Origin of the sequence: Bradyrhizobium sp. CIR18, from assembly GCF_014198295.1 — a bacterium.
Lineage (GTDB): Bacteria > Pseudomonadota > Alphaproteobacteria > Rhizobiales > Xanthobacteraceae > Bradyrhizobium.
The window spans coordinates 39347-57294 of the sequence record NZ_JACIHF010000019.1 but is presented as its reverse complement, the minus strand read 5'-3'; the positions used below and the strand labels follow the sequence as shown (position 1 = coordinate 57294).

General features: G+C 64.3%; 20 protein-coding genes. 5 read left to right on the top strand and 15 right to left on the bottom strand.

The features are described from left to right. Positions 1-14 precede the first annotated feature (14 nt). On the bottom strand, positions 15-794 hold the full coding sequence (locus GGD65_RS35495) for a L,D-transpeptidase (RefSeq protein ID WP_018318755.1): 780 nt from the start codon (positions 792-794) through the stop codon (positions 15-17). 209 nt (positions 795-1003) lie between these two features. On the opposite strand from GGD65_RS35495, the gene GGD65_RS35490 reads away from it, so the two are divergent. The 5 genes from GGD65_RS35490 to GGD65_RS35470 all read left to right on the top strand — a co-directional run bounded on the left by GGD65_RS35490 (position 1004) and on the right by GGD65_RS35470 (position 5219). Continuing rightward, positions 1004-2116 (top strand): AI-2E family transporter, encoded by a 1113-nt coding sequence (locus tag GGD65_RS35490; RefSeq protein ID WP_018318756.1) that lies wholly within the window; start codon positions 1004-1006, stop codon positions 2114-2116. Positions 2117-2194: 78 nt separating this feature from the next. Continuing rightward, positions 2195-2566 carry a YqjD family protein gene (locus tag GGD65_RS35485; RefSeq protein ID WP_026202065.1) on the top strand — a complete coding sequence of 124 codons (372 nt, stop codon included), beginning with the start codon at positions 2195-2197 and terminating at the stop codon, positions 2564-2566. Positions 2567-2660: 94 nt separating this feature from the next. Continuing rightward, on the top strand, positions 2661-3116 hold the full coding sequence (locus GGD65_RS35480) for a hypothetical protein (RefSeq protein WP_183238229.1): 456 nt from the start codon (positions 2661-2663) through the stop codon (positions 3114-3116). Between the two features lie 185 nt (positions 3117-3301). Further along, positions 3302-4444 (top strand): OpgC domain-containing protein, encoded by a 1143-nt coding sequence (locus GGD65_RS35475; RefSeq protein ID WP_018318758.1) that lies wholly within the window; start codon positions 3302-3304, stop codon positions 4442-4444. Positions 4445-4610: 166 nt separating this feature from the next. Beyond that, positions 4611-5219 carry a TetR/AcrR family transcriptional regulator gene (locus GGD65_RS35470; RefSeq protein ID WP_179738167.1) on the top strand — a complete coding sequence of 203 codons (609 nt, stop codon included), beginning with the start codon at positions 4611-4613 and terminating at the stop codon, positions 5217-5219. 50 nt (positions 5220-5269) lie between these two features. On the opposite strand, the gene GGD65_RS35465 is transcribed toward GGD65_RS35470, so the two are convergent. The 14 genes from GGD65_RS35465 to urtB form a co-directional block, all read right to left on the bottom strand. Beyond that, positions 5270-6928 (bottom strand): HWE histidine kinase domain-containing protein, encoded by a 1659-nt coding sequence (locus tag GGD65_RS35465; RefSeq protein WP_179738084.1) that lies wholly within the window; start codon positions 6926-6928, stop codon positions 5270-5272. A 294-nt stretch (positions 6929-7222) separates the two neighbouring features. Next, the gene (gene ureG, locus GGD65_RS35460) at positions 7223-7846 is read right to left on the bottom strand and encodes an urease accessory protein UreG (protein WP_018318761.1); all 624 of its coding nucleotides are present in this window, start codon (positions 7844-7846) and stop codon (positions 7223-7225) included. Between the two features lie 41 nt (positions 7847-7887). Then, positions 7888-8616 carry an urease accessory protein UreF gene (locus GGD65_RS35455; RefSeq protein WP_183238261.1) on the bottom strand — a complete coding sequence of 243 codons (729 nt, stop codon included), beginning with the start codon at positions 8614-8616 and terminating at the stop codon, positions 7888-7890. Beyond that, on the bottom strand, positions 8597-9247 hold the full coding sequence (locus GGD65_RS35450; RefSeq protein ID WP_018318763.1) for an urease accessory protein UreE: 651 nt from the start codon (positions 9245-9247) through the stop codon (positions 8597-8599). Before GGD65_RS35450 ends, GGD65_RS35455 begins: the two co-directional genes overlap by 20 nt. A 14-nt stretch (positions 9248-9261) precedes the next feature. Beyond that, a complete protein-coding gene (locus GGD65_RS35445) occupies positions 9262-9561 on the bottom strand; it encodes a putative quinol monooxygenase (protein ID WP_018318764.1) in 300 nt (99 codons plus the stop codon). A 127-nt stretch (positions 9562-9688) separates the two neighbouring features. Next, positions 9689-11404 (bottom strand): urease subunit alpha, encoded by a 1716-nt coding sequence (gene ureC, locus GGD65_RS35440; protein ID WP_179738081.1) that lies wholly within the window; start codon positions 11402-11404, stop codon positions 9689-9691. Positions 11405-11438: 34 nt separating this feature from the next. Further along, positions 11439-11978 carry an HD domain-containing protein gene (locus GGD65_RS35435; RefSeq protein ID WP_183238228.1) on the bottom strand — a complete coding sequence of 180 codons (540 nt, stop codon included), beginning with the start codon at positions 11976-11978 and terminating at the stop codon, positions 11439-11441. A gap of 57 nt (positions 11979-12035) precedes the next feature. Beyond that, positions 12036-12341 carry an urease subunit beta gene (locus GGD65_RS35430; protein ID WP_026202067.1) on the bottom strand — a complete coding sequence of 102 codons (306 nt, stop codon included), beginning with the start codon at positions 12339-12341 and terminating at the stop codon, positions 12036-12038. Positions 12342-12452: 111 nt separating this feature from the next. Next, positions 12453-12755 carry an urease subunit gamma gene (locus GGD65_RS35425; protein WP_007605424.1) on the bottom strand — a complete coding sequence of 101 codons (303 nt, stop codon included), beginning with the start codon at positions 12753-12755 and terminating at the stop codon, positions 12453-12455. Between the two features lie 37 nt (positions 12756-12792). After that, positions 12793-13623, bottom strand: a complete 831-nt coding sequence (locus GGD65_RS35420; RefSeq protein WP_183238227.1) for an urease accessory protein UreD — start codon at positions 13621-13623, stop codon at positions 12793-12795. A 32-nt stretch (positions 13624-13655) separates the two neighbouring features. After that, the gene (gene urtE, locus GGD65_RS35415; RefSeq protein ID WP_018318770.1) at positions 13656-14351 is read right to left on the bottom strand and encodes an urea ABC transporter ATP-binding subunit UrtE; all 696 of its coding nucleotides are present in this window, start codon (positions 14349-14351) and stop codon (positions 13656-13658) included. A gap of 3 nt (positions 14352-14354) precedes the next feature. After that, positions 14355-15116 (bottom strand): urea ABC transporter ATP-binding protein UrtD, encoded by a 762-nt coding sequence (gene urtD / locus GGD65_RS35410; RefSeq protein ID WP_018318771.1) that lies wholly within the window; start codon positions 15114-15116, stop codon positions 14355-14357. Between the two features lie 6 nt (positions 15117-15122). After that, entirely contained in the window at positions 15123-16283 is a 1161-nt protein-coding gene (urtC, locus tag GGD65_RS35405) for an urea ABC transporter permease subunit UrtC (RefSeq protein WP_018318772.1), read from the bottom strand. Then, entirely contained in the window at positions 16280-17887 is a 1608-nt protein-coding gene (gene urtB / locus GGD65_RS35400) for an urea ABC transporter permease subunit UrtB (RefSeq protein ID WP_018318773.1), read from the bottom strand. The genes urtC and urtB overlap by 4 nt, the downstream gene beginning before the upstream one ends. Positions 17888-17948 lie beyond the last annotated feature (61 nt).

Genomic DNA, 17948 nt, shown 5'->3' with positions numbered 1-17948 from the left:
GCTCACTCTTACTCCTAGTTCACAGCCGACGTCGCGATGTTCAGCGCCTGCCGGCCCGACGGCATCGCCGTCACGGCTGGACGCTTACGCGCGGGGTCGCTGCCTTTGGCCATCAGCGGCGCGTTCTTCGGCAGCACCACGACCTTGGCGCCGACATTGACGCGGCTGAACAGGTCGGTGACGTCCTCGTTGGTCATGCGGATGCAGCCGGAGGAGACGAACTTGCCGATCGTAGAGGGATCGTTGGTGCCGTGGATGCGGTATTCGCTGGAGCCGAGATACATCGCACGCGCCCCGAGCGGGTTGCCGGGACCGCCGGCGACGAAGCGCGGCAGATAGGGCTGGCGCGCAATCATCTCGGCCGGCGGATGCCAGTCCGGCCATTCCGCCTTGCGGCTGACACTCTGCACGCCGGACCAGGTGAAGCCTTCGCGGCCGACGCCGACGCCGTAACGGATCGCACGACCATTGCCGAGCACGTAGTAGAGATAGGTGTTGTTGGTATCGATGACGATGGTGCCGGCCGGCTCGCTGCGGTCGAAGCCGACGATCTGCTTGCGCAGACGATCGGGCAGCTGGGCATCCTCGTCCGCCGCCTGCGGCTGCGGCGCTTCATTCACGTAGCCCTGCGCATAACCCTGGTCCTGCGGATATGCCTGCGGCTGCATCGGAGCATAGCCGAATGTCTGCGCGCTCGCGCCATCGAAAGGCACCGTCAGCAGAGCGGTTGCGAAGGCGAAGGCGGTGACGGCGCGCGGCGAGAAGCTGCGACGGACTGCAGAGAACTTTGTCATGTGCTGCCCCGTTGGATGCGTGCATCAGGGTGATGCGCTTGCGAACAAACGCCGCGGGAGCGATACAGGTTCCGGCCCTTCGCGCGGCATCCTTGTCACAGTCAAGCGAGCGCGCGTTCACGAAGCCGCGATGGAACCGCCGCGCCGCTCGCGCATTATCGGCAAATCAATGGGCGCGCGGTGCGAGGCTTCCGTGCGGGAGAGAGATTGTGCGCGTCCTTCCCAGTGAAAGTCTGATTTCCGGCAACAGCGAAGGCAGCCCGCTTCCCGACAGCCATATCGAGCTGCCGCCAGTCATCCGCCGCACAGAATTCGTCGCCTTCGCGCTTGCCGGCTTGTTACTGATTGCGGTCGTTACCGTGCTCTACGTTGGAAGAGCTTTCTTCCTGCCGGTCGTGATGGCCTTCGTCACCGGCACCATGCTGTCGCCGGCGGCGGGCTTTCTGGAGCGGTACAAGGTGCCGCGCAGCGTAGGTGCCGTTCTGATTGTGGTCGCGGGGACCGCCGTGGTCGCCTTCGTGGTGGCGCTGATCGCCTCTCCGGTGATGGAGTGGAGCACGCGCCTGCCGGAGCTCGGCGCGCAACTGAAGGACAAGTTGCACGTGTTCGACCGGCCGCTGGCGCTGTGGCGCGAGCTGCAGACCATGGTCGGCGGATCGGAAGGGCTGCCGAACTTCCAGATGCCGAAAGTCGAGTGGGTGCAGCCGACCCTCGAATTCCTGTCACCGACCTTTACCGAATTCCTGCTATTCTTCGTCACCCTCATCCTGTTCATCGCCAGCTGGCGCGACCTGCGGCGGGCCATGATCATGACCTTTAGCGATCGTGACGCGCGGCTCCGCACGCTCCGGATTCTCAACGAGATCGAGGTACATCTCGGCAACTATCTCCTGACGGTGACCCTCATCAATGTCGGCGTCGGTGTCGGCACCGGTCTCATCTGCGCGCTCACTAAAATGCCCAATCCGGCCGGGCTCGGCGCGCTCGCGGCAACGCTCAACTTCATCCCCATCATCGGGCCGGTCGCGATGTTCGCGGTGCTGGTTGTGGTCGGGTTGGTCGCCTTTCCGACCATCAGCGGCGGCCTGATGGCGGCACTCGCTTTCGGCGGTCTTACCTTTCTGGAAGGACACTTCATCACCCCCACGATCATTGGCAGGCGGCTGGCGCTGAATGCACTAGCAGTCCTGCTCGCGTTGGCCTTCTGGACCTGGATGTGGGGCCCAATGGGCGCATTCCTGTCGTCGCCGCTCCTGATCGTCGCGCTGATCCTGAAGGAGCATCTGTTACCGGCGGATGGGCCGCAGCTTCCGCAGGACTGACCGGTTTCCGCGAACGGAACTTCCCCGACGACGAAACGTTTTCCGGCTATCTCAGCCGTCAACAGTTTGGAGCTCCCGATGTCCACGACCGATGCCGAAGCCGGGATGAAAGACTGGACCGACAAAGCCACCAGAGAACGCCTCGAGAAGGATGTAGCAGCCGTGAAAAGCGATATCGCCGCCCTCACCGACCAGATCACCGACGCGCTCAACACATTTGCCAATTCCACCAGCAAGCAGGCCCGCCGCGGCTATCGTCAGGCGCGCGAGAACATGGATACCGCGCTCGACGACGTGTCAGAGCGCGGCAGTGCAATGATGGGCGCGGCCCAGGAAGCCTACGGCTCGATCGAGGAGACGCTCGAAGACGCGATCACACAGCGGCCGCTTGCGACCGTCGGACTCGCGCTCGGCATCGGCTTTCTGATCGGTGCCGCCTGGCGCCGGTAAGATTTGCGGGACGCGAGTTGAGGCGTCGGCACCGGCGCATTGCCGGTGTCGGCCCGTGATGGTTTGGCTTGCGGGGAACTGAGGAGCGAGGGCCATGTTTCAGCGCATCATCGACGGGATCAGTGCATCCACCGGCACGACGGTGCGGCTGACCTCGCTTGCCGCGGGCGCGGCCTTCGCGCTGTTCGTGACGACGTGCTTCCTTTGCGCGGCCGCCTTCATCTCGGTGCTCGAGAAATATGGCCCGGTGCAGGCCTGTCTGACCGGCGCCGGCATCTTCTTCCTGCTGACGCTGGCAGCGGTAGGTTCTTATTGGGGCTACAAGCGCGAGGTGCAGAAGCGTGCCCGGATCGCGGCCGAGCGCGCCGCCAAGTCGGCAGCGCAGAGCATGCTCGCGGACCCCATGCTGCTCGCCACCGGGCTGCAGATCGTTCGTGCCATCGGGGTCAAGCGACTGCTGCCGATCCTGGCGATCGGAGGCGTCGCGCTCGGCATCATGGCGAGTCGCGCCGGCGTTCCTGACGAGGCGTCGGCCGAGCCCGCCGAATAGCGGTAAGAACAGGTTAGAAAATTTCGTTGTAAGTCCTCCGAGCGCATCAATCAGAACGTCCATAAGACACCGCGCAATTTCGCGCCATAACGGCGGATGCCCCCAGCCATCACGCAAACGCTACTCGGATGGGCAGGCAGTTGCCGTTAAAAGTATCACCCTGATTCCCAAAGCTATTTTAATCAATGAAACCGTCCGTTAAGGCGAACCTCGCCGCATTCCATCACGACGCCAGGCTGTATCTGACGCTCGGTATCGCCAACTGGTCGGTTTTCGTCGACCATATCCCGAACAACGTCGTCAACCTGCTGACGCTGCGCAATTTCGGCTTCAGCGGCGCCGCCGACCTGTTCGTGTTCGTCGTGGGCTATGGCGTCGCCATCATCCACGGCCGGATGGAGCTTGAACGGGGTTACCTCGTGGCGGCGACGCGCATCTTCCGCCGCGTCTGGCGACTCTACGCCGCCTATGTCGTGCTGTTCGTGATCTATATCGACACCATCGCCTACGTCGCCTCGCAATCGATGGCGCCGGAGATCATCCACGAATACAACATCTCGGGCATCCTCGAGCACCCGCTGAGGATCCTGGTCCGCGGCCTCGTGCTCCAGGAGGAGCCGCTGAACCTCGACCTCCTGCAGCTGATGATCCCGCTGATGGCCTTCTTTCCGTTCGCGCTGTGGGGCCTGTTGCGGTGGCCGAACCTGACCCTGGCGGCATCGGTCGCGCTGTACCTTGCCGCACGCTGGTTCGACTGGAATTTCCGGGTCTATCCGGACCAGGAATGGACCTTCAATCCGCTCTGCTGGCAGATGCTGATGGTGCTCGGGGGCTGGTTCGCCGTGACAGGCGCGCCCGGACGCGCGCTACGCGACATGCCCTGGCTGCGGATTCTCGCCGGCACCTATCTCGTATTCGCGATGGCCATCACCTTGCTGCGCCATTCGCCGGCAATGTCGGCTTACCTGCCGGACATCCTCCTCGACAGCATCGCGCCGACCGACAAGGAAAACCTTGCGCCCTATCGCGTGCTTCACTTCCTCGCACTCGCCTTTCTGGCGACCCATCTCATTCCGGCCGATCATCCCGGCCTGCAATTGAAGCCGCTGCAGGCGGTCATCAGATGCGGCGAGGAATGGCTCGCCGTGTTCTGCGTCGGGGTATTCCTTTCGTTTGCCGGCCATCTCATCCTGATCACCAGCGCCAATCTGGTGGTGATGCAGATCGTGGTGAGCCTCGCCGGCTTCGCCGCGATGACCGCGGTGGCCTACTACGTCGCCTGGTCGAAGTGGCAGGATCTGCCGAAGGTCTTGCGGCAGCAGACCTAATGCGCGATGCGATGAGGAGGAATCGTCATCGCGCTTTAGGTTCCACGCGAGCCGGGATCCACTTCGCTCGAAAACACTCTGGCCAGAGAATCGTGCGATTCTGCTAGGCCGAAAGCAGCGGCTGCGCTATGCGGAGAAGCTCTGCGTGAGGAGACCGGGCGTGGCGATGGTGAAAAGCGGGGGTGGGGAGACCGAGAGCACGCCCCGGCGCGGCCGGCCTCGGTCGATCGAGACCAGCAACGCGATTCTCGAAAGCGCCTATGCGCTGATGGCTTCGACCGGCCTTGCCGCTACCACCATCGACGCGGTCGCCCGCCACTCCAGCGTCTCCAAGATGACGATCTACAAATGGTGGCCGTCCCGCGAGGCGCTCCTGATCGACGCCTTTCTTCAACATGCCGCGCAGATGCTGCCGCTGCCCCCGGAGGGCTCCGGCAACCCCGCGGCACGCGCCCGCCGCCATGCCGCAGCCTACGCCGAGGCGCTCCAGGGCGAGTTCGGCAAGGTCCAGCTCGCGGTGATCTCCGAATGCATTTCCAAAACCGGCTCGGCCGAGCTGTTCTATGCCCGCTATCTGCAATTCCGTCGTGACGCGCTGGTCGAGATGATCGCGGCAGGCCAGAACGACGGCAGCATCCTGGCCGAAGGGCAGGCTGAGGATCTTTACGACGCGATCTATGGCAGCCTGTTCTATCGCTACGTCTTCGGCATCGCGCCCATCACGCCCGCCTACGCCCGCAATCTGGTCGACCTGGTGTTGCGGCCCAAGGGTTAAGCCCCAAGGGTTAGGCCCCAGGATTAGGCCGAGGCTTAAGCCGGCGGCTTCTATCGCGCAGGCCTCACCGGCGCGGAGATCTTGTCCGTGCGGTCGCGCTCGGTCATGTCGATCACCGTCTCCATCGGCGCGGTCAGCTCGTAGACATAGGAGGCGTCGGTAAAATAGCGCTTGGCGGTGCCACCGAGCGCTTCGGGGGCGACACGGTCGAGCAGGATCAGGCCAAAATCGGAATCGGGGCGGCGGGTCGCCTCGCTGGTGTTGAGCTCCTCCCAGCGGAAATGGAAGACCTCGTCGGCTCCCTCGCCCGTCACCGTCCAGCTGGCGGTGATGTGCGGATGTTTTCCAACCAGCGACAGGCCCTCGTCGGAATGTGAGGCGAGTTCGAAGAACAGCAGCGAAAGGCTCTGCGCCGCGCGCGCGCTGACCGCGATATCAGGCCCCGTGACGGCGATGCGGTCAGCATGGGGGATGGCGCGCGCCTCGAACAGGCCCTTCAGCTTGACGCCCTGCCACTGGCTCTCGCTGAGCAGCGAGACCACGTTGGACATGGCATGGATGCGCCCGATCAGAAGCTCGCGGGCGACGTCGATGTCCGAGCCGTGACGCAAGGTGCGCGTCACGATCGACTGGATCACTGCAAGGATATTCTTGACCCGGTGGTTGAGCTCGTCGATCACCGCGGTCAGCCGGCGCTCGAAGCCGATTCTGACCTGGATTTCCCGGCTGAGCCGCAGATTGTTGTAGGCGACATAGCCGAACAGGCCGCACACCATCGCAGTGATCGCAAAGCCGATCGCCGCCACGATGATCGCGGTCTGCTCGGCGCGACGCGCCGAGTTGGTCTTGGCGTAATAACCCAGCTGCCAGTCACGGCCGCCGAAGCTCACCGTGCGCGTCGCCGATGGCGTCGGCCCGTCCGTCGTCGTCATGCGCGTGGAGACGATGCCCTGGTCGTTGGCAACGAGCTCGCCGCCTTCCTTGCGCGGGTCCCTGAGCGCGACCGAGAACAACGACATATCGTCATTGGTCAGCATCAGCGAGGCGAGTTCGTAGGAAAACGTGACGAACCCGGCTGGCTCGGTCGCACCCTCGGGAATGACGGGAGCTGCCACAATGATCCCGACCGGCCCGTTGCCGCGCAACAGCGGAATTGGGTCCGAAGCCACCGACCGCTTCTCGAGCCGGGCCCGTGTCAACATGGCGCTGCGAACCTGATCCTGGTCGTAACTACGGCCAGGCAGAGCCTTGGTCTCGTCGCTGCGCGGCTCGAGATCCAACAGCACATCGATCGGCTGGGTGATCTCGGCCGGATTGATCGGCTTGTCGTCAAAGGTGCGGATCTTCGGATTGGGGAAGCCGGCGCCTCCAATGGCGGCCTGCGCCGCCGTAAGCTCGTTCGGCTTCAGCCGGGCGATCCAGCCGGCCACCACGAAATCGGTCTTGAAGGCGTAGATGGCCGAGCGTAGCGGCTCCAGCATGTTCGGCTTGATCACGGATGGTGTGCGGAACAGGCCCGAGGCGACGCGTGCGAGCAGCTCGCGCTCGGTAAGCCGGTCCTGGACCAGACTGGCATGAACGTCGATCGCGCGCGCAAGCGCGATCCGGTCCAGCGCCAGCTCCTGGTCGTGGACGCGATAAGCCGCAAGCCCGGAGAGCAAGGCTCCGAGCAGAGCGATAAAACCGATGATGAAACCCAGCCGGACCACGCGACTACTCAGGCGAAAGCAGGAGGTCGGCAATAAACAAGGAGCATATGAACGCCGCTCGAACGGCCATGTGCCGAAACAGGGTGAACCCCGGTGGCAGAGATAATGAAGGAGGAGGCATCGGTACGCAACTTGGGTCGCCTGGAAAGCTTAATCCGCCCGGCCGATGGTCTGGCCGGGATGAATTGACCGGGCACCGGAGGTAATTAATCGCCGTGTCCGAAATTTGTTCCGTGGCTGCGGCCCGGCCCCAAGGTTAACGGCGAAAAAAGCATGCGCCAAGTCGTCGCGCTGTCAGCCCGTCCGTTTCAGGCCGCCTTTGGCCTCGATGAAGCCGACAATGCGGTCAAGGCCCTCGCTCTTCTTCAGATTGGTCATGACGAAGGGACGCTCGCCGCGCATGCGCCTGGCGTCGGTGTCCATCTTCTCCAGGGAGGCGCCGACATGGGGGGCGAGGTCGATCTTGTTGATGACCAGCAGGTCGGACCGGGTGATGCCGGGGCCGCCCTTGGACGGGATCTTGTCGCCGGCGGCCACGTCGATGACGTAGATGGTCAGGTCGGCCAGCTCCGGGGAAAAAGTGGCAGCGAGATTGTCGCCGCCGGACTCGATCAGCACGAGATCGAGCCCCGGAAACTTGGCGCGCATGTCCGCCACCGCGGCGAGATTCATCGAGGCATCCTCGCGGATCGCGGTGTGCGGGCAGCCGCCGGTCTCGACGCCGGCAATGCGGTCCGGCGTCAGCGAGCCCGAACGCACCAGAAACTCGGCATCCCATTTGGTGTAGATGTCGTTGGTGATCGCGGCGATGTCATAGCGCTCGCGCATGGTCTTGCAGAGCAGGTCCATCAGCGCGGTCTTGCCCGATCCGACCGGACCGCCGACGCCGACACGCAAGGGGCCGTGAGATTTCGACATGTAATTCGCTCGCTCTCGATGGGTTGAGGGCTGCGCCGCTCTCACGAGCGGAACAGCCGTGTATATTGTGTCTCGTGCCGCAGGCTGGCGAGGTCGGCGCGGAAGGTCGCGCTGCCGAGATCGTCCAATGTCGCACTCAGCGCACGATTCGCAGTCGAGGCCACCGCGGCTTCCAGCCTCACCAGCACGCGCTGGCTGTCGGTCTGGCCGAGCGGAATGAGGCGGCTGGCCGCGGAAATCCAGTTCGAGACGACAGCATGCAGGAAGGCGTGCAGCGTCGGCGCCAGCGGCACGCCGTGCATGGCGGCAACCACACCGACCGCGACCGGATAAACCGGTGGCGCGCGGCATGCCGCAACCATGGCATCCAGCCCATCGGCATCCCACGCGGCGCGGGCAATGTCGATGAAGGCGCGGCCCTGCGAGCTCGTCTCCAATTGCCGCTCGCGCGACGGCACCATGGCCGCGGCGAGCTCGGCGATATCGCGCAAGGTCGCATCTTCGCCCATCTCAGCAGCACGATAGGCATGCACCAGAAACGTCGCGTCGCAAAAGCCGGAGCCGTCGCCGAGCATTGCGTCGAGCCAGTCGGCCAGCGTGGCCGTATCGACGATGTCGCCCACCTCGACCGCCCATTCGATGCCGCTGGAATAGGAGAAGCCGCCGACCGGGAACGCCGGCGACAGCCAGGTCATCAGCCGGTACAGCGCCGCCGCCTCGCCCTCGGCGAGGCCGCCGGCGTTGACCGGCTCATTTGTGGTCATGAGCATGCTTGTGGCCGTGGTGATGGTCGGGATGGTCGCAATGCTCGTCGTGGTGATGGTGATGATCGTGCCCATGATCATGCGCGGCGTGATCATGGTGTTGGTGGTCATGAGCGTGATGATCATGGCCGTGGTGATCGTGACCATGGTCATGATGATGCCCGTGATCATGATGCGCATGATCGTCATGGCCATGCGCGTGGCCGGCATCCGCATAGGCGCCGCCTTCGGGATCAAACGGCGCCTCGATCTCGATCACGCGCGCGCCGAGGCCCTTCACCATCGCCTCGATGACGTGATCGCGGCGAATGCGCAGGGCCTTGGCCATGATCTGCGTCGGCAGATGACGGTTGCCGAGGTGCCAGCCGACGCGGATGAGGTGATGCGGATCGCGGCCGCGGATTTCCAGCAGCGGCTCGGGCGCCGCGACCACTTCGACCAGCCGGCCGTCCTCCAGCACCAGCGCATCGCCGCCGCGCAGTGCGACCGCCTGTTCCAGGTCGAGCAGGAATTCGAGCCCCCGCGTTCCTGTCATCGCCATGCGGCGGCGGTGACGGTCGTCGAAATCGAGCACCACCGTATCCGCCGGCGCTTCCGTGAAGCGGTGCTGTCCCCTGACCTGCGTCGCCCGGATCATGCGCTTTTACCCCGTTACCTTGTCTCGACCTTCTCGGGCGTGATCACCTCGATCTTCGGCGGTGCCGTGAAGCACTTGACCGCCACGCGACCGAACGTCTTCATGTGCTCCATGCCACGATGCGGCACCAGCGCTTCGGCGTTCTCCCACTGCTCGACGAACACCATCTTGGCAGGATCGGTGACGCTTTCATGCAGATCATAGGCGATATTGCCGGGCTCCTTCCGCGTCTCCTTGATGCAGGCGGTGGCGGCTGCAATGAATTCGGCGCGCGTCTCGGGCTTGATGGTCAGGGTGGCAACGACATAGATCACGAGAAATCCTCCCGGCTTTTCTTCTGGGTTACGATACCGGGCGGGACATTAGACCAGGCGGGATCGAACGCAAAACCGTAAAAGCCGCCCCCGGACGCTTGCCGGGGACATGCGTCGAGGCGCTATTTCAGTACATGAAATATCGCTGCGCCATCGGCAGCACCTCGGCGGGTGCGCAAGTGAGCAATTCGCCGTCGGCGCGGACCTCATAGGTCTCCGGATCGACCTCGATATTGGGCGTGGCGTCGTTGTGGATCATGCTCTTCTTCGAGATCTTGCCGCGGGTATTCTGGACCGCATAGAGCTTCTTCTCGATGCCGAGCTTTCGCGCGAGACCGCCGGTGATCGCGGCCTTCGAGGTGAACACCACGGACGATGCCGTGCGCGCCTTGCCGAAGGCGCCGAACATCGGCTGGTAATGCACCGGCTGCGGCGTCGGGATCGAGGCGTTGGGATCGCCCATCGGAGCTGCGACGATGGTGCCGCCCTTGACGATGCAATCCGGCTTGACGCCGAAGAAGGCCGGCGACCACAGCACGAGATCGGCGAGCTTGCCCTTCTCGACCGAGCCGATCAGCTTCGACACGCCGTGCGCGATCGCGGGGTTGATGGTGTATTTGGCGATGTAGCGTTTGACGCGGAAATTGTCGTTGTCCTTGCCCTTGTCCTGCGGCAGTGACCCGCGCTGCTTCTTCATCTTGTCCGCGGTCTGCCAGGTCCGGATGATGACCTCGCCGAGCCGGCCCATCGCCTGCGAGTCCGACGACATCATCGAGAGCGCGCCGAGATCGTGCAAAATGTCTTCCGCAGCGATGGTCTCCTTGCGGATACGACTCTCGGCGAATGCCAGATCCTCCGCGATCGAGGGATCGAGGTGGTGGCACACCATCAGCATGTCCAGATGCTCGTCGATGGTGTTGCGCGTGAAGGGCCGGGTCGGGTTGGTCGAGGACGGCAGCACGTTCTTGAGCCCTGCGACCTTGATGATATCTGGGGCGTGACCACCGCCGGCGCCCTCGGTGTGGAAGGCATGGATGGTGCGGCCCTTGAAGGCCTTGATCGTGTCCTCGACGAAGCCGGATTCGTTCAGCGTGTCGGTGTGGATCATCACCTGGATGTCGTGAGCATCGGCGACCGAGAGACAGTTGTCGATCGCGGCGGGCGTCGTGCCCCAGTCCTCGTGCAGCTTCAGCGCGCAGGCGCCGGCCTTGATCATCTCGACCAGGGCGGCGGGCCGCGAGGCGTTGCCCTTGCCGGAGATGCCGAGATTGACCGGGAAGGCATCGAACGACTGGATCATCCGCCCCATGTGCCACGGTCCCGGCGTACAGGTGGTGGCGAAGGTGCCATGCGACGGGCCGGTGCCACCGCCCAGCATCGAGGTGACGCCTGACATCAACGCGTGCTCGATCTGCTGCGGGCAGATGAAATGGATGTGGCTGTCGAAGCCACCGGCGGTGAGGATCTTGCCCTCACCCGCGATCACGTCGGTGCCGGGACCGATGATGATGGTGACACCCGGCTGGATGTCGGGATTGCCGGCCTTGCCGATCGCCGAAATCATGCCGTCCTTGATCGCGACGTCGGCCTTCACGATGCCCCAGTGATCGACGATCAGCGCATTGGTGATGACGGTGTCGGCCGCGCCCTGCTTGTTGGTGACCTGCGACTGCCCCATGCCGTCGCGGATCACCTTGCCGCCGCCGAACTTCACCTCCTCGCCATAAATGGTGAAATCCTTCTCGACCTCGATGATGAGGTCGGTGTCGGCCAGCCGCACCCTGTCGCCGGTGGTCGGGCCGAACATGTCGGCATAGACGGAACGTTTCATCTTGACGGACATCACAAGCCCCGTTTGCGTTTGATTGTTTGGTGACTCACAGCAAGGCCTTCGCTGCTTTCACGGCATCATCGAATTTCGTATCGAGCCACGCATTGCCGCCGCGGCAGCCGGCCACCACCTGCTCGGCCCAATCGCTGTAGTCGGCGAGGTCGTCACGCTCTTCGGTGGTCGGATCCGTATGAATGCGCGCGCCGATGTTGCTGATCTTGTCGGCGATCTTGATCAGCTTGGCGCCCGGCGATTTGTGGGACGCGTCCTCGATCTGCTTCTGCCGGCGCTCAGCCTTCGGCCGGCTCATGTCGTCTGTGCACTCCGCGACCAGCGAGGCAACGCCCTCGGAAAGTCGCTGCGCCAGCTCCTCGCGCGTGGTGTCGGTATCCTCGATCGAATCATGCAGCCAGCCGGCCGCGACCAGTTCGGCATCGGCGCCATCGGTCGCGGTCGCGAGCAGGTTCGCGACTTCGGCGAGATGATTGATGTAGGGCTCATTGCCGCGTCCCTTGCGCACCATCCCGTTGTGACGTTGCGCGGCGAGTTCGGCAGCTTCAGAGATGAGGCGGATGGGTGAGAGCATGGGAAATACCTCCGTTTCCGCCTCAACCGTGCCGCGCCGCGCTCGTTCCTGCTAAGATCACAGCTTCCCCATGACGTCGCCGCGGAAGCCGTAGATCGTCTTCTTCCCCGCCATCGCGACAAGCTGCACGTCGCGGGTCTGGCCGGGTTCGAAGCGGACGGCAGTGCCGGCGGCGATGTCGAGGCGCATGCCGCGGGCCTTCTTGCGGTCGAATTTCAGCGCGGGGTTGGTCTCGAAGAAATGGTAGTGCGAGCCGACCTGGATCGGACGGTCGCCGGTGTTGGCGACCGTCAGCGTCACGGTCTTGCGGCCGGCATTGAGCTCGATCTCGCCGTCCTGGATGAAGAGTTCGCCGGGGATCATTCTATCCTCCTCGTCGTTCCGGGGCTCGCGCAGCGAGAAGGCCGGGATCTCGATCAACAATCTCTGGATTCCGGGTTCGCCCTGCGGGCGCCCCGGAATGACGAATTCGAATTACCTGATCGGCTCGTGCACGGTGACGAGCTTGGTGCCGTCCGGAAACGTCGCCTCGACCTGGATGTCGTGGATCATCTCGGGAATGCCCGGCATCACCTGGTCGCGGGTGAGGACCTGCGCGCCGGATTGCATCAGCTCGGCGACGGTGCGGCCGTCGCGTGCGCCTTCGAGAATGAAATCGGAGATGATGGCGATCGCCTCGGGATGGTTGAGCTTGACGCCGCGGTCCAGCCGACGGCGGGCCACGATCGCCGCCATCGAGATCAGAAGCTTGTCCTTTTCGCGGGGAGACAGGTTCATGAAGAATCTCTTCCGTTCAACACGTCAATTCAGCCGGTCAGTTCAGCCAGAGTCGCGGCAGGGCCGTTCCAGTGCGCGCCAGCACGGCCATCATGTCGGCTCGCAAGCGCGCCGCATCTTGGGCACAGAACCGGGCCATTGCAAAGCCATTCCACGCGGAGATTCCGACCTCGCCGGAGAATGAGTCCGAGGCCTCGCGAATGCGCTCGACCAGAGCCTCGTCACCGGGCACGATCAGCGCCGTGCCGATCGCGGCACCACCCTTGGCGACGGCAGATCGCTCAAGTTTTGCGCCGATATTGCCGTCGAGCCTGATGGTCTCGGCGAACACCAGCCTGCCACCACGCCGCAGCCGCCAGCGGTCGACAAACTCGCCCTGCTCCATCCGCTCGCCCATGGCAATGCGGCCGAACACGACGATCTCGCAGAGCAGCAGCGAGGCGGCCTCATCAAGCTCGATATCGAAGCGGCGATGGACGCGGGCGCGATCGAACAGAATGGTCTCCTGGGGCAGCCAGGACAGATGCGCGCCCGCGTCGACCTTCAAGGAAATATTCAGCCGCGCCGCCGTTCCGGGCGCGCGATAGACCTTTTCGGCGGCCGCGGTCGTCAGCGTCAGCCGCGAGCCCTGGCCCGCCGCGATGTCGATCTCAAAACTGTCCCCGCCGGCGACGCCGCCGGCAGTGTTGACGAACACGCCGGAGAGCCCCTCGCCTTCAGGTGAGGGAAAGCGCACGCGCAGCGAGCCGGATTCATGCAAGACGCCGCGCCGCGTCACGCCGTCACGTGCGTGCACGTCGAAGCGCACCGCGCCGCGGGCACGGTTTGCCTCGAAAACTCCTGACGTGACCGAAACGTCGCTGCGCATCCGCCTCCCCCAGCCGGTCGCGGCAGAACGGCTTACAGCGCCATCTGGCGGCTGATCTCGCTCGCGTCCAAATTGGCGCGATCGCAGGTGAATTTCACCGCGCCGCGATCCATCACGGCAAAACTGTCGCCGAGTTCGCAAGCAAAGTCGAGGTATTGTTCGACCAGCACGATGGCGATGTTGCCGAGGTTGCGCAAATAAGAGATGGCGCGTCCGATGTCCTTAATGATCGAGGGCTGGATGCCCTCGGTCGGCTCGTCGAGCAGCAGCAATTTCGGCCGCATCACCAGCGCGCGACCGATCGCGAGCTGTTGCTGCTGGCCACCGGAGAGATCGCCGCCGCGCCGGCCGAGCATGGATTGCAGCACGGGGAAGAGCGAGAACACGTCGTCGGGAATGTGCTTGTCCTCGCGCTTGAGCGGGCCGAAGCCGGTCTTGAGGTTTTCCTCGACCGTCAGCAGCGGGAAGATCTCGCGGCCCTGCGGCACGAAGCCGATGCCCTTGCGCGCCCGCTCATAGGGCTTGAGGCCGGTGATGTCGCTGCCGTCGAGCACGATCGCGCCCGACGAGATCGGGTACTGCCCGACCATCGCGCGCAAGAGCGAGGTCTTGCCGACGCCGTTGCGCCCGAGCACGCAGGTCACCTTGCCCGGCTCGGCCGAGATCGAGACGCCGCGCAGCGCCTGCGCCGCGCCGTAGAACAGATTGATATCCTTGACCTCAAGCATCGCTCAGCGTCCCAGATAAACTTCGATGACCCGCTCGTTGGATGAAACCTGGTCGATGGTTCCTTCGGCGAGCACGGTGCCTTCGTGCAGACAGGTGACCTTGACGCCGAGCTCGCGCACAAAGGTCATGTCGTGCTCGACCACCATCACGGTGTGGGTTTTGTTGATCTCCTTCAGCAGCTCGGCTGTCAGATGCGTCTCGACATCGGTCATCCCCGCGACGGGCTCGTCGACGAGGAGCAGTTTTGGATCCTGCGCCAGCAGCATGCCAATCTCCAGCCACTGCTTCTGGCCGTGGCTGAGGCTGCCGGCAAGGCGGTTGCGGGCCTCGGTGAGACGGATCGTCTCCAGCACCTTGTCGATGCGCTCGGACTCGGCCTTGCTGCCGCGCCAGAACAGCGTGCCCTTGACGCTGTGGTCGACATTGAGCGCGAGCAGGAGGTTGTCCTGCACGGTCTGGCTCTCGAACACGGTCGGCTTCTGGAACTTGCGGCCGATGCCGAGCTCGGCGATGCGGGTCTCGTCGAGCCGCGTCAAATCGGTGACACCGTCGAACAGCACGGTGCCCTCGTCGGGCTTGGTCTTGCCGGTGATGATATCCATCATCGTGGTCTTGCCGGCGCCGTTCGGACCGATGATGGCGCGCATCTCGCCGGGCTCGAGCGTCAGCGACAGATTGTTGATGGCGTGGAAGCCGTCGAACGAGACGTGCACGCCGTCGAGATAGAGCATTGCGGAGGTTGCGCGGTTGTCCATGACGTTCATTTGCGCCTACTCCGCCATCTTGGGTTCGGTGACGCCGTCCTCGGCCGCGGCGCTCGCGGCGTTGCGTTTATCTTTCGACGAGTCCCACCACGCGTTGAAGGTGCCGACGATGCCCTTCGGCAGCAGCAACGTCACCAGGATGAACAGCGCACCCAGCATGAACAGCCAGTACGGCGCGAGCATGCCCGAGGTGAAAAACGTCTTGGCGTAGTTGACGACGACGGCGCCAAGTGCGGCACCGACCAGCGTGCCGCGGCCGCCGACCGCGACCCAGATCACCGCCTCGATCGAATTGCCGGGCGCGAATTCGCTTGGGTTGATGATGCCGACCTGCGGCACGTAGAGCGCGCCGGCGACCCCGGCCATGCAGGCCGAGACCGTGAACACGAACAGCTTGTAGGATTCGACGCGGTAGCCGAGGAAGCGCGTGCGCGATTCCGCATCACGCACCGCGATCAACACCTTGCCGAGCTTGGAGGAGACGATGGCGCGGCAGATCAGGAAGCCTGCGATCAGCGCCAGACAGCTCAGCGCGAACAACGCCGCGCGGGTGCCTTCCGCCTGGACGTTGAAGCCCAGGATGTCCTTGAAGTCGGTCAGGCCGTTATTGCCGCCGAAGCCGAAGTCGTTGCGGAAGAAGGCGAGCAGCAGCGCATAGGTCATCGCCTGCGTAATGATCGACAGATACACGCCGGTGACGCGGGAGCGAAAGGCAAGCCAGCCGAAGCAGAAGGCGAGCAGGCCGGGCACGACCAGCACCATCAGCGCTGCGAACCAGAACATGTCGAAGCCGTACCAGTACCAGGGCAGCTTCTGCCAGTTCAGGAACACCATGAAGTCGGGCAGGATCGGATTGCCGTAGACGCCGCGGGCGCCGATCTGCCGCATCAGGTACATCCCCATCGCGTAGCCACCGAGCGCAAAGAACGCGCCGTGGCCGAGCGAGAGGATACCGCAATAGCCCCAGATCAGATCAATCGCGAGCGCCAGGATCGCGTAGCAGACATATTTGCCCCAGAGCGCGACGAGATAGGTCGGCACCTGCAGGAACGAGCCCGCGGGCAGCAGCAGGTTGGAGAGCGGGATCAGGATGCCGCAGGCTGCGACGACGGCAAGGAAGATCGTCGCGCCGCGGTCCAGCGAGCGCGTCAGCATGTGAGGGGTCATGCTTCCACCGCACGGCCCTTGAGCGCGAACAGTCCGCGCGGGCGCTTTTGAATGAACAGGATGATGAGAACCAGGATGGCGATCTTGCCGAGCACGGCGCCGGCGACCGGCTCCAGGAACTTGTTGGCGATGCCGAGCGTGAAGGCGCCGACCAGCGTGCCCCAGAGATTGCCGACGCCGCCGAACACCACGACCATGAAGCTGTCGATGATGTAGCTCTGGCCGAGATTGGGACTGACATTGTCGATCTGCGACAGCGCCACGCCGGCGATGCCGGCAATGCCCGAGCCGAGCCCGAAGGTCAGCGCGTCGACGCGCGAGGTGGCGATGCCCATCGAGGCCGCCATGCGGCGGTTCTGCGTCACCGCGCGCATCTCGAGGCCGAGCGCGGTGTAGCGCAGCATCGCGAGCAGGATCGCGAACACGGCCAGCGTGAACACGAGGATCCAGAGCCGGTTATAGGTGATGGTGATCTGGCCGAGCTCGAAAGCGCCGCTCATCCAGGAGGGATTGCCGACCTCGCGGTTGGTCGGACCGAACATGGTGCGCACCGCCTGCTGCAGCACCAGCGACAGGCCCCAGGTCGCGAGCAGCGTCTCCAGCGGTCGCCCGTAGAGGAAACGGATGATGCTGCGCTCGATCAGCACGCCGATCGCGCCGGCGACGACAAAGGCCAGCGGCACCGCGATCAGCAGCGAATAATCGAACAGGCCGGGATAGCGGGTGCGGATCACCTCCTGCACCACGAAGGTGGTGTAGGCCCCGATCATCACCATCTCGCCATGCGCCATGTTGATCACGCCCATCACGCCGAAGGTGATGGCGAGCCCGATCGCGGCGAGCAGCAGCACCGAGCCGAGCGAGAGGCCATACCAGGCATTCTGCACCATGGACCAGATCGCGAGCGAATTCTGGATCGAGCCGATCGCGCTCGTAGCGGCCTTGGTCACAGACGCCGGCTGGTCGCCCATGCCTGTGAGCAGGGCCAGCGCCTCCTGGTCGCCGCGCCCCTTGAGGGTGGCCACCGCCTCCAGCTTCTCGACCTCGCTGGCGTCCGACTTGAACAGCAGGATGGCCGCGCGGGCGTCGCCGAGCGCAGCCTTGACGGACCTGTTGGTTTCCTTGGCGAGCGCGGCATCGACCGGCTCGAGCGCGGTCTCCTCATGCGACTTGAAGACGGATTGCGCGGCCTGCAGCCGTGTTCCGACGTCCGGCGACTGGAGCGTCAGGCTGCCGAGAGCTGCGTCGACGCTGCGGCGCAGGCGGTTGTTGAGGCGGACTGCGCTCGCGCTGTCGGGAACGCTCGCCACCGCCTGGCCGGTCGCGGCGTCGATCGACTTACCGTCGGTACCGGTGACGTAAACCTTCTTGCTGTCAGGGTCGGCCATCAGGCGGCCGTCCTGAAGCGCACTGATGATGGGGAAAGCCAGCGGATTGCCGCTGCTTGCGACCACGCCGATCGCCTCGTCCGTATCGGAATAATCATCGTTGGCGAATTTGGCGACCGCATCCTCGAACGGACCGGCGAAGGCCGGCAACGCGAACGCGATCAGGAACAACGAGAGCGCAAGCGAGCAGAGGCGCGCGGACAAATGGGCTGGCACTGTGAATGACCCCGGCAGAAATGAGTGGAGAAGGCGGCGGGATCGCCGCCTTCTCCGGGCG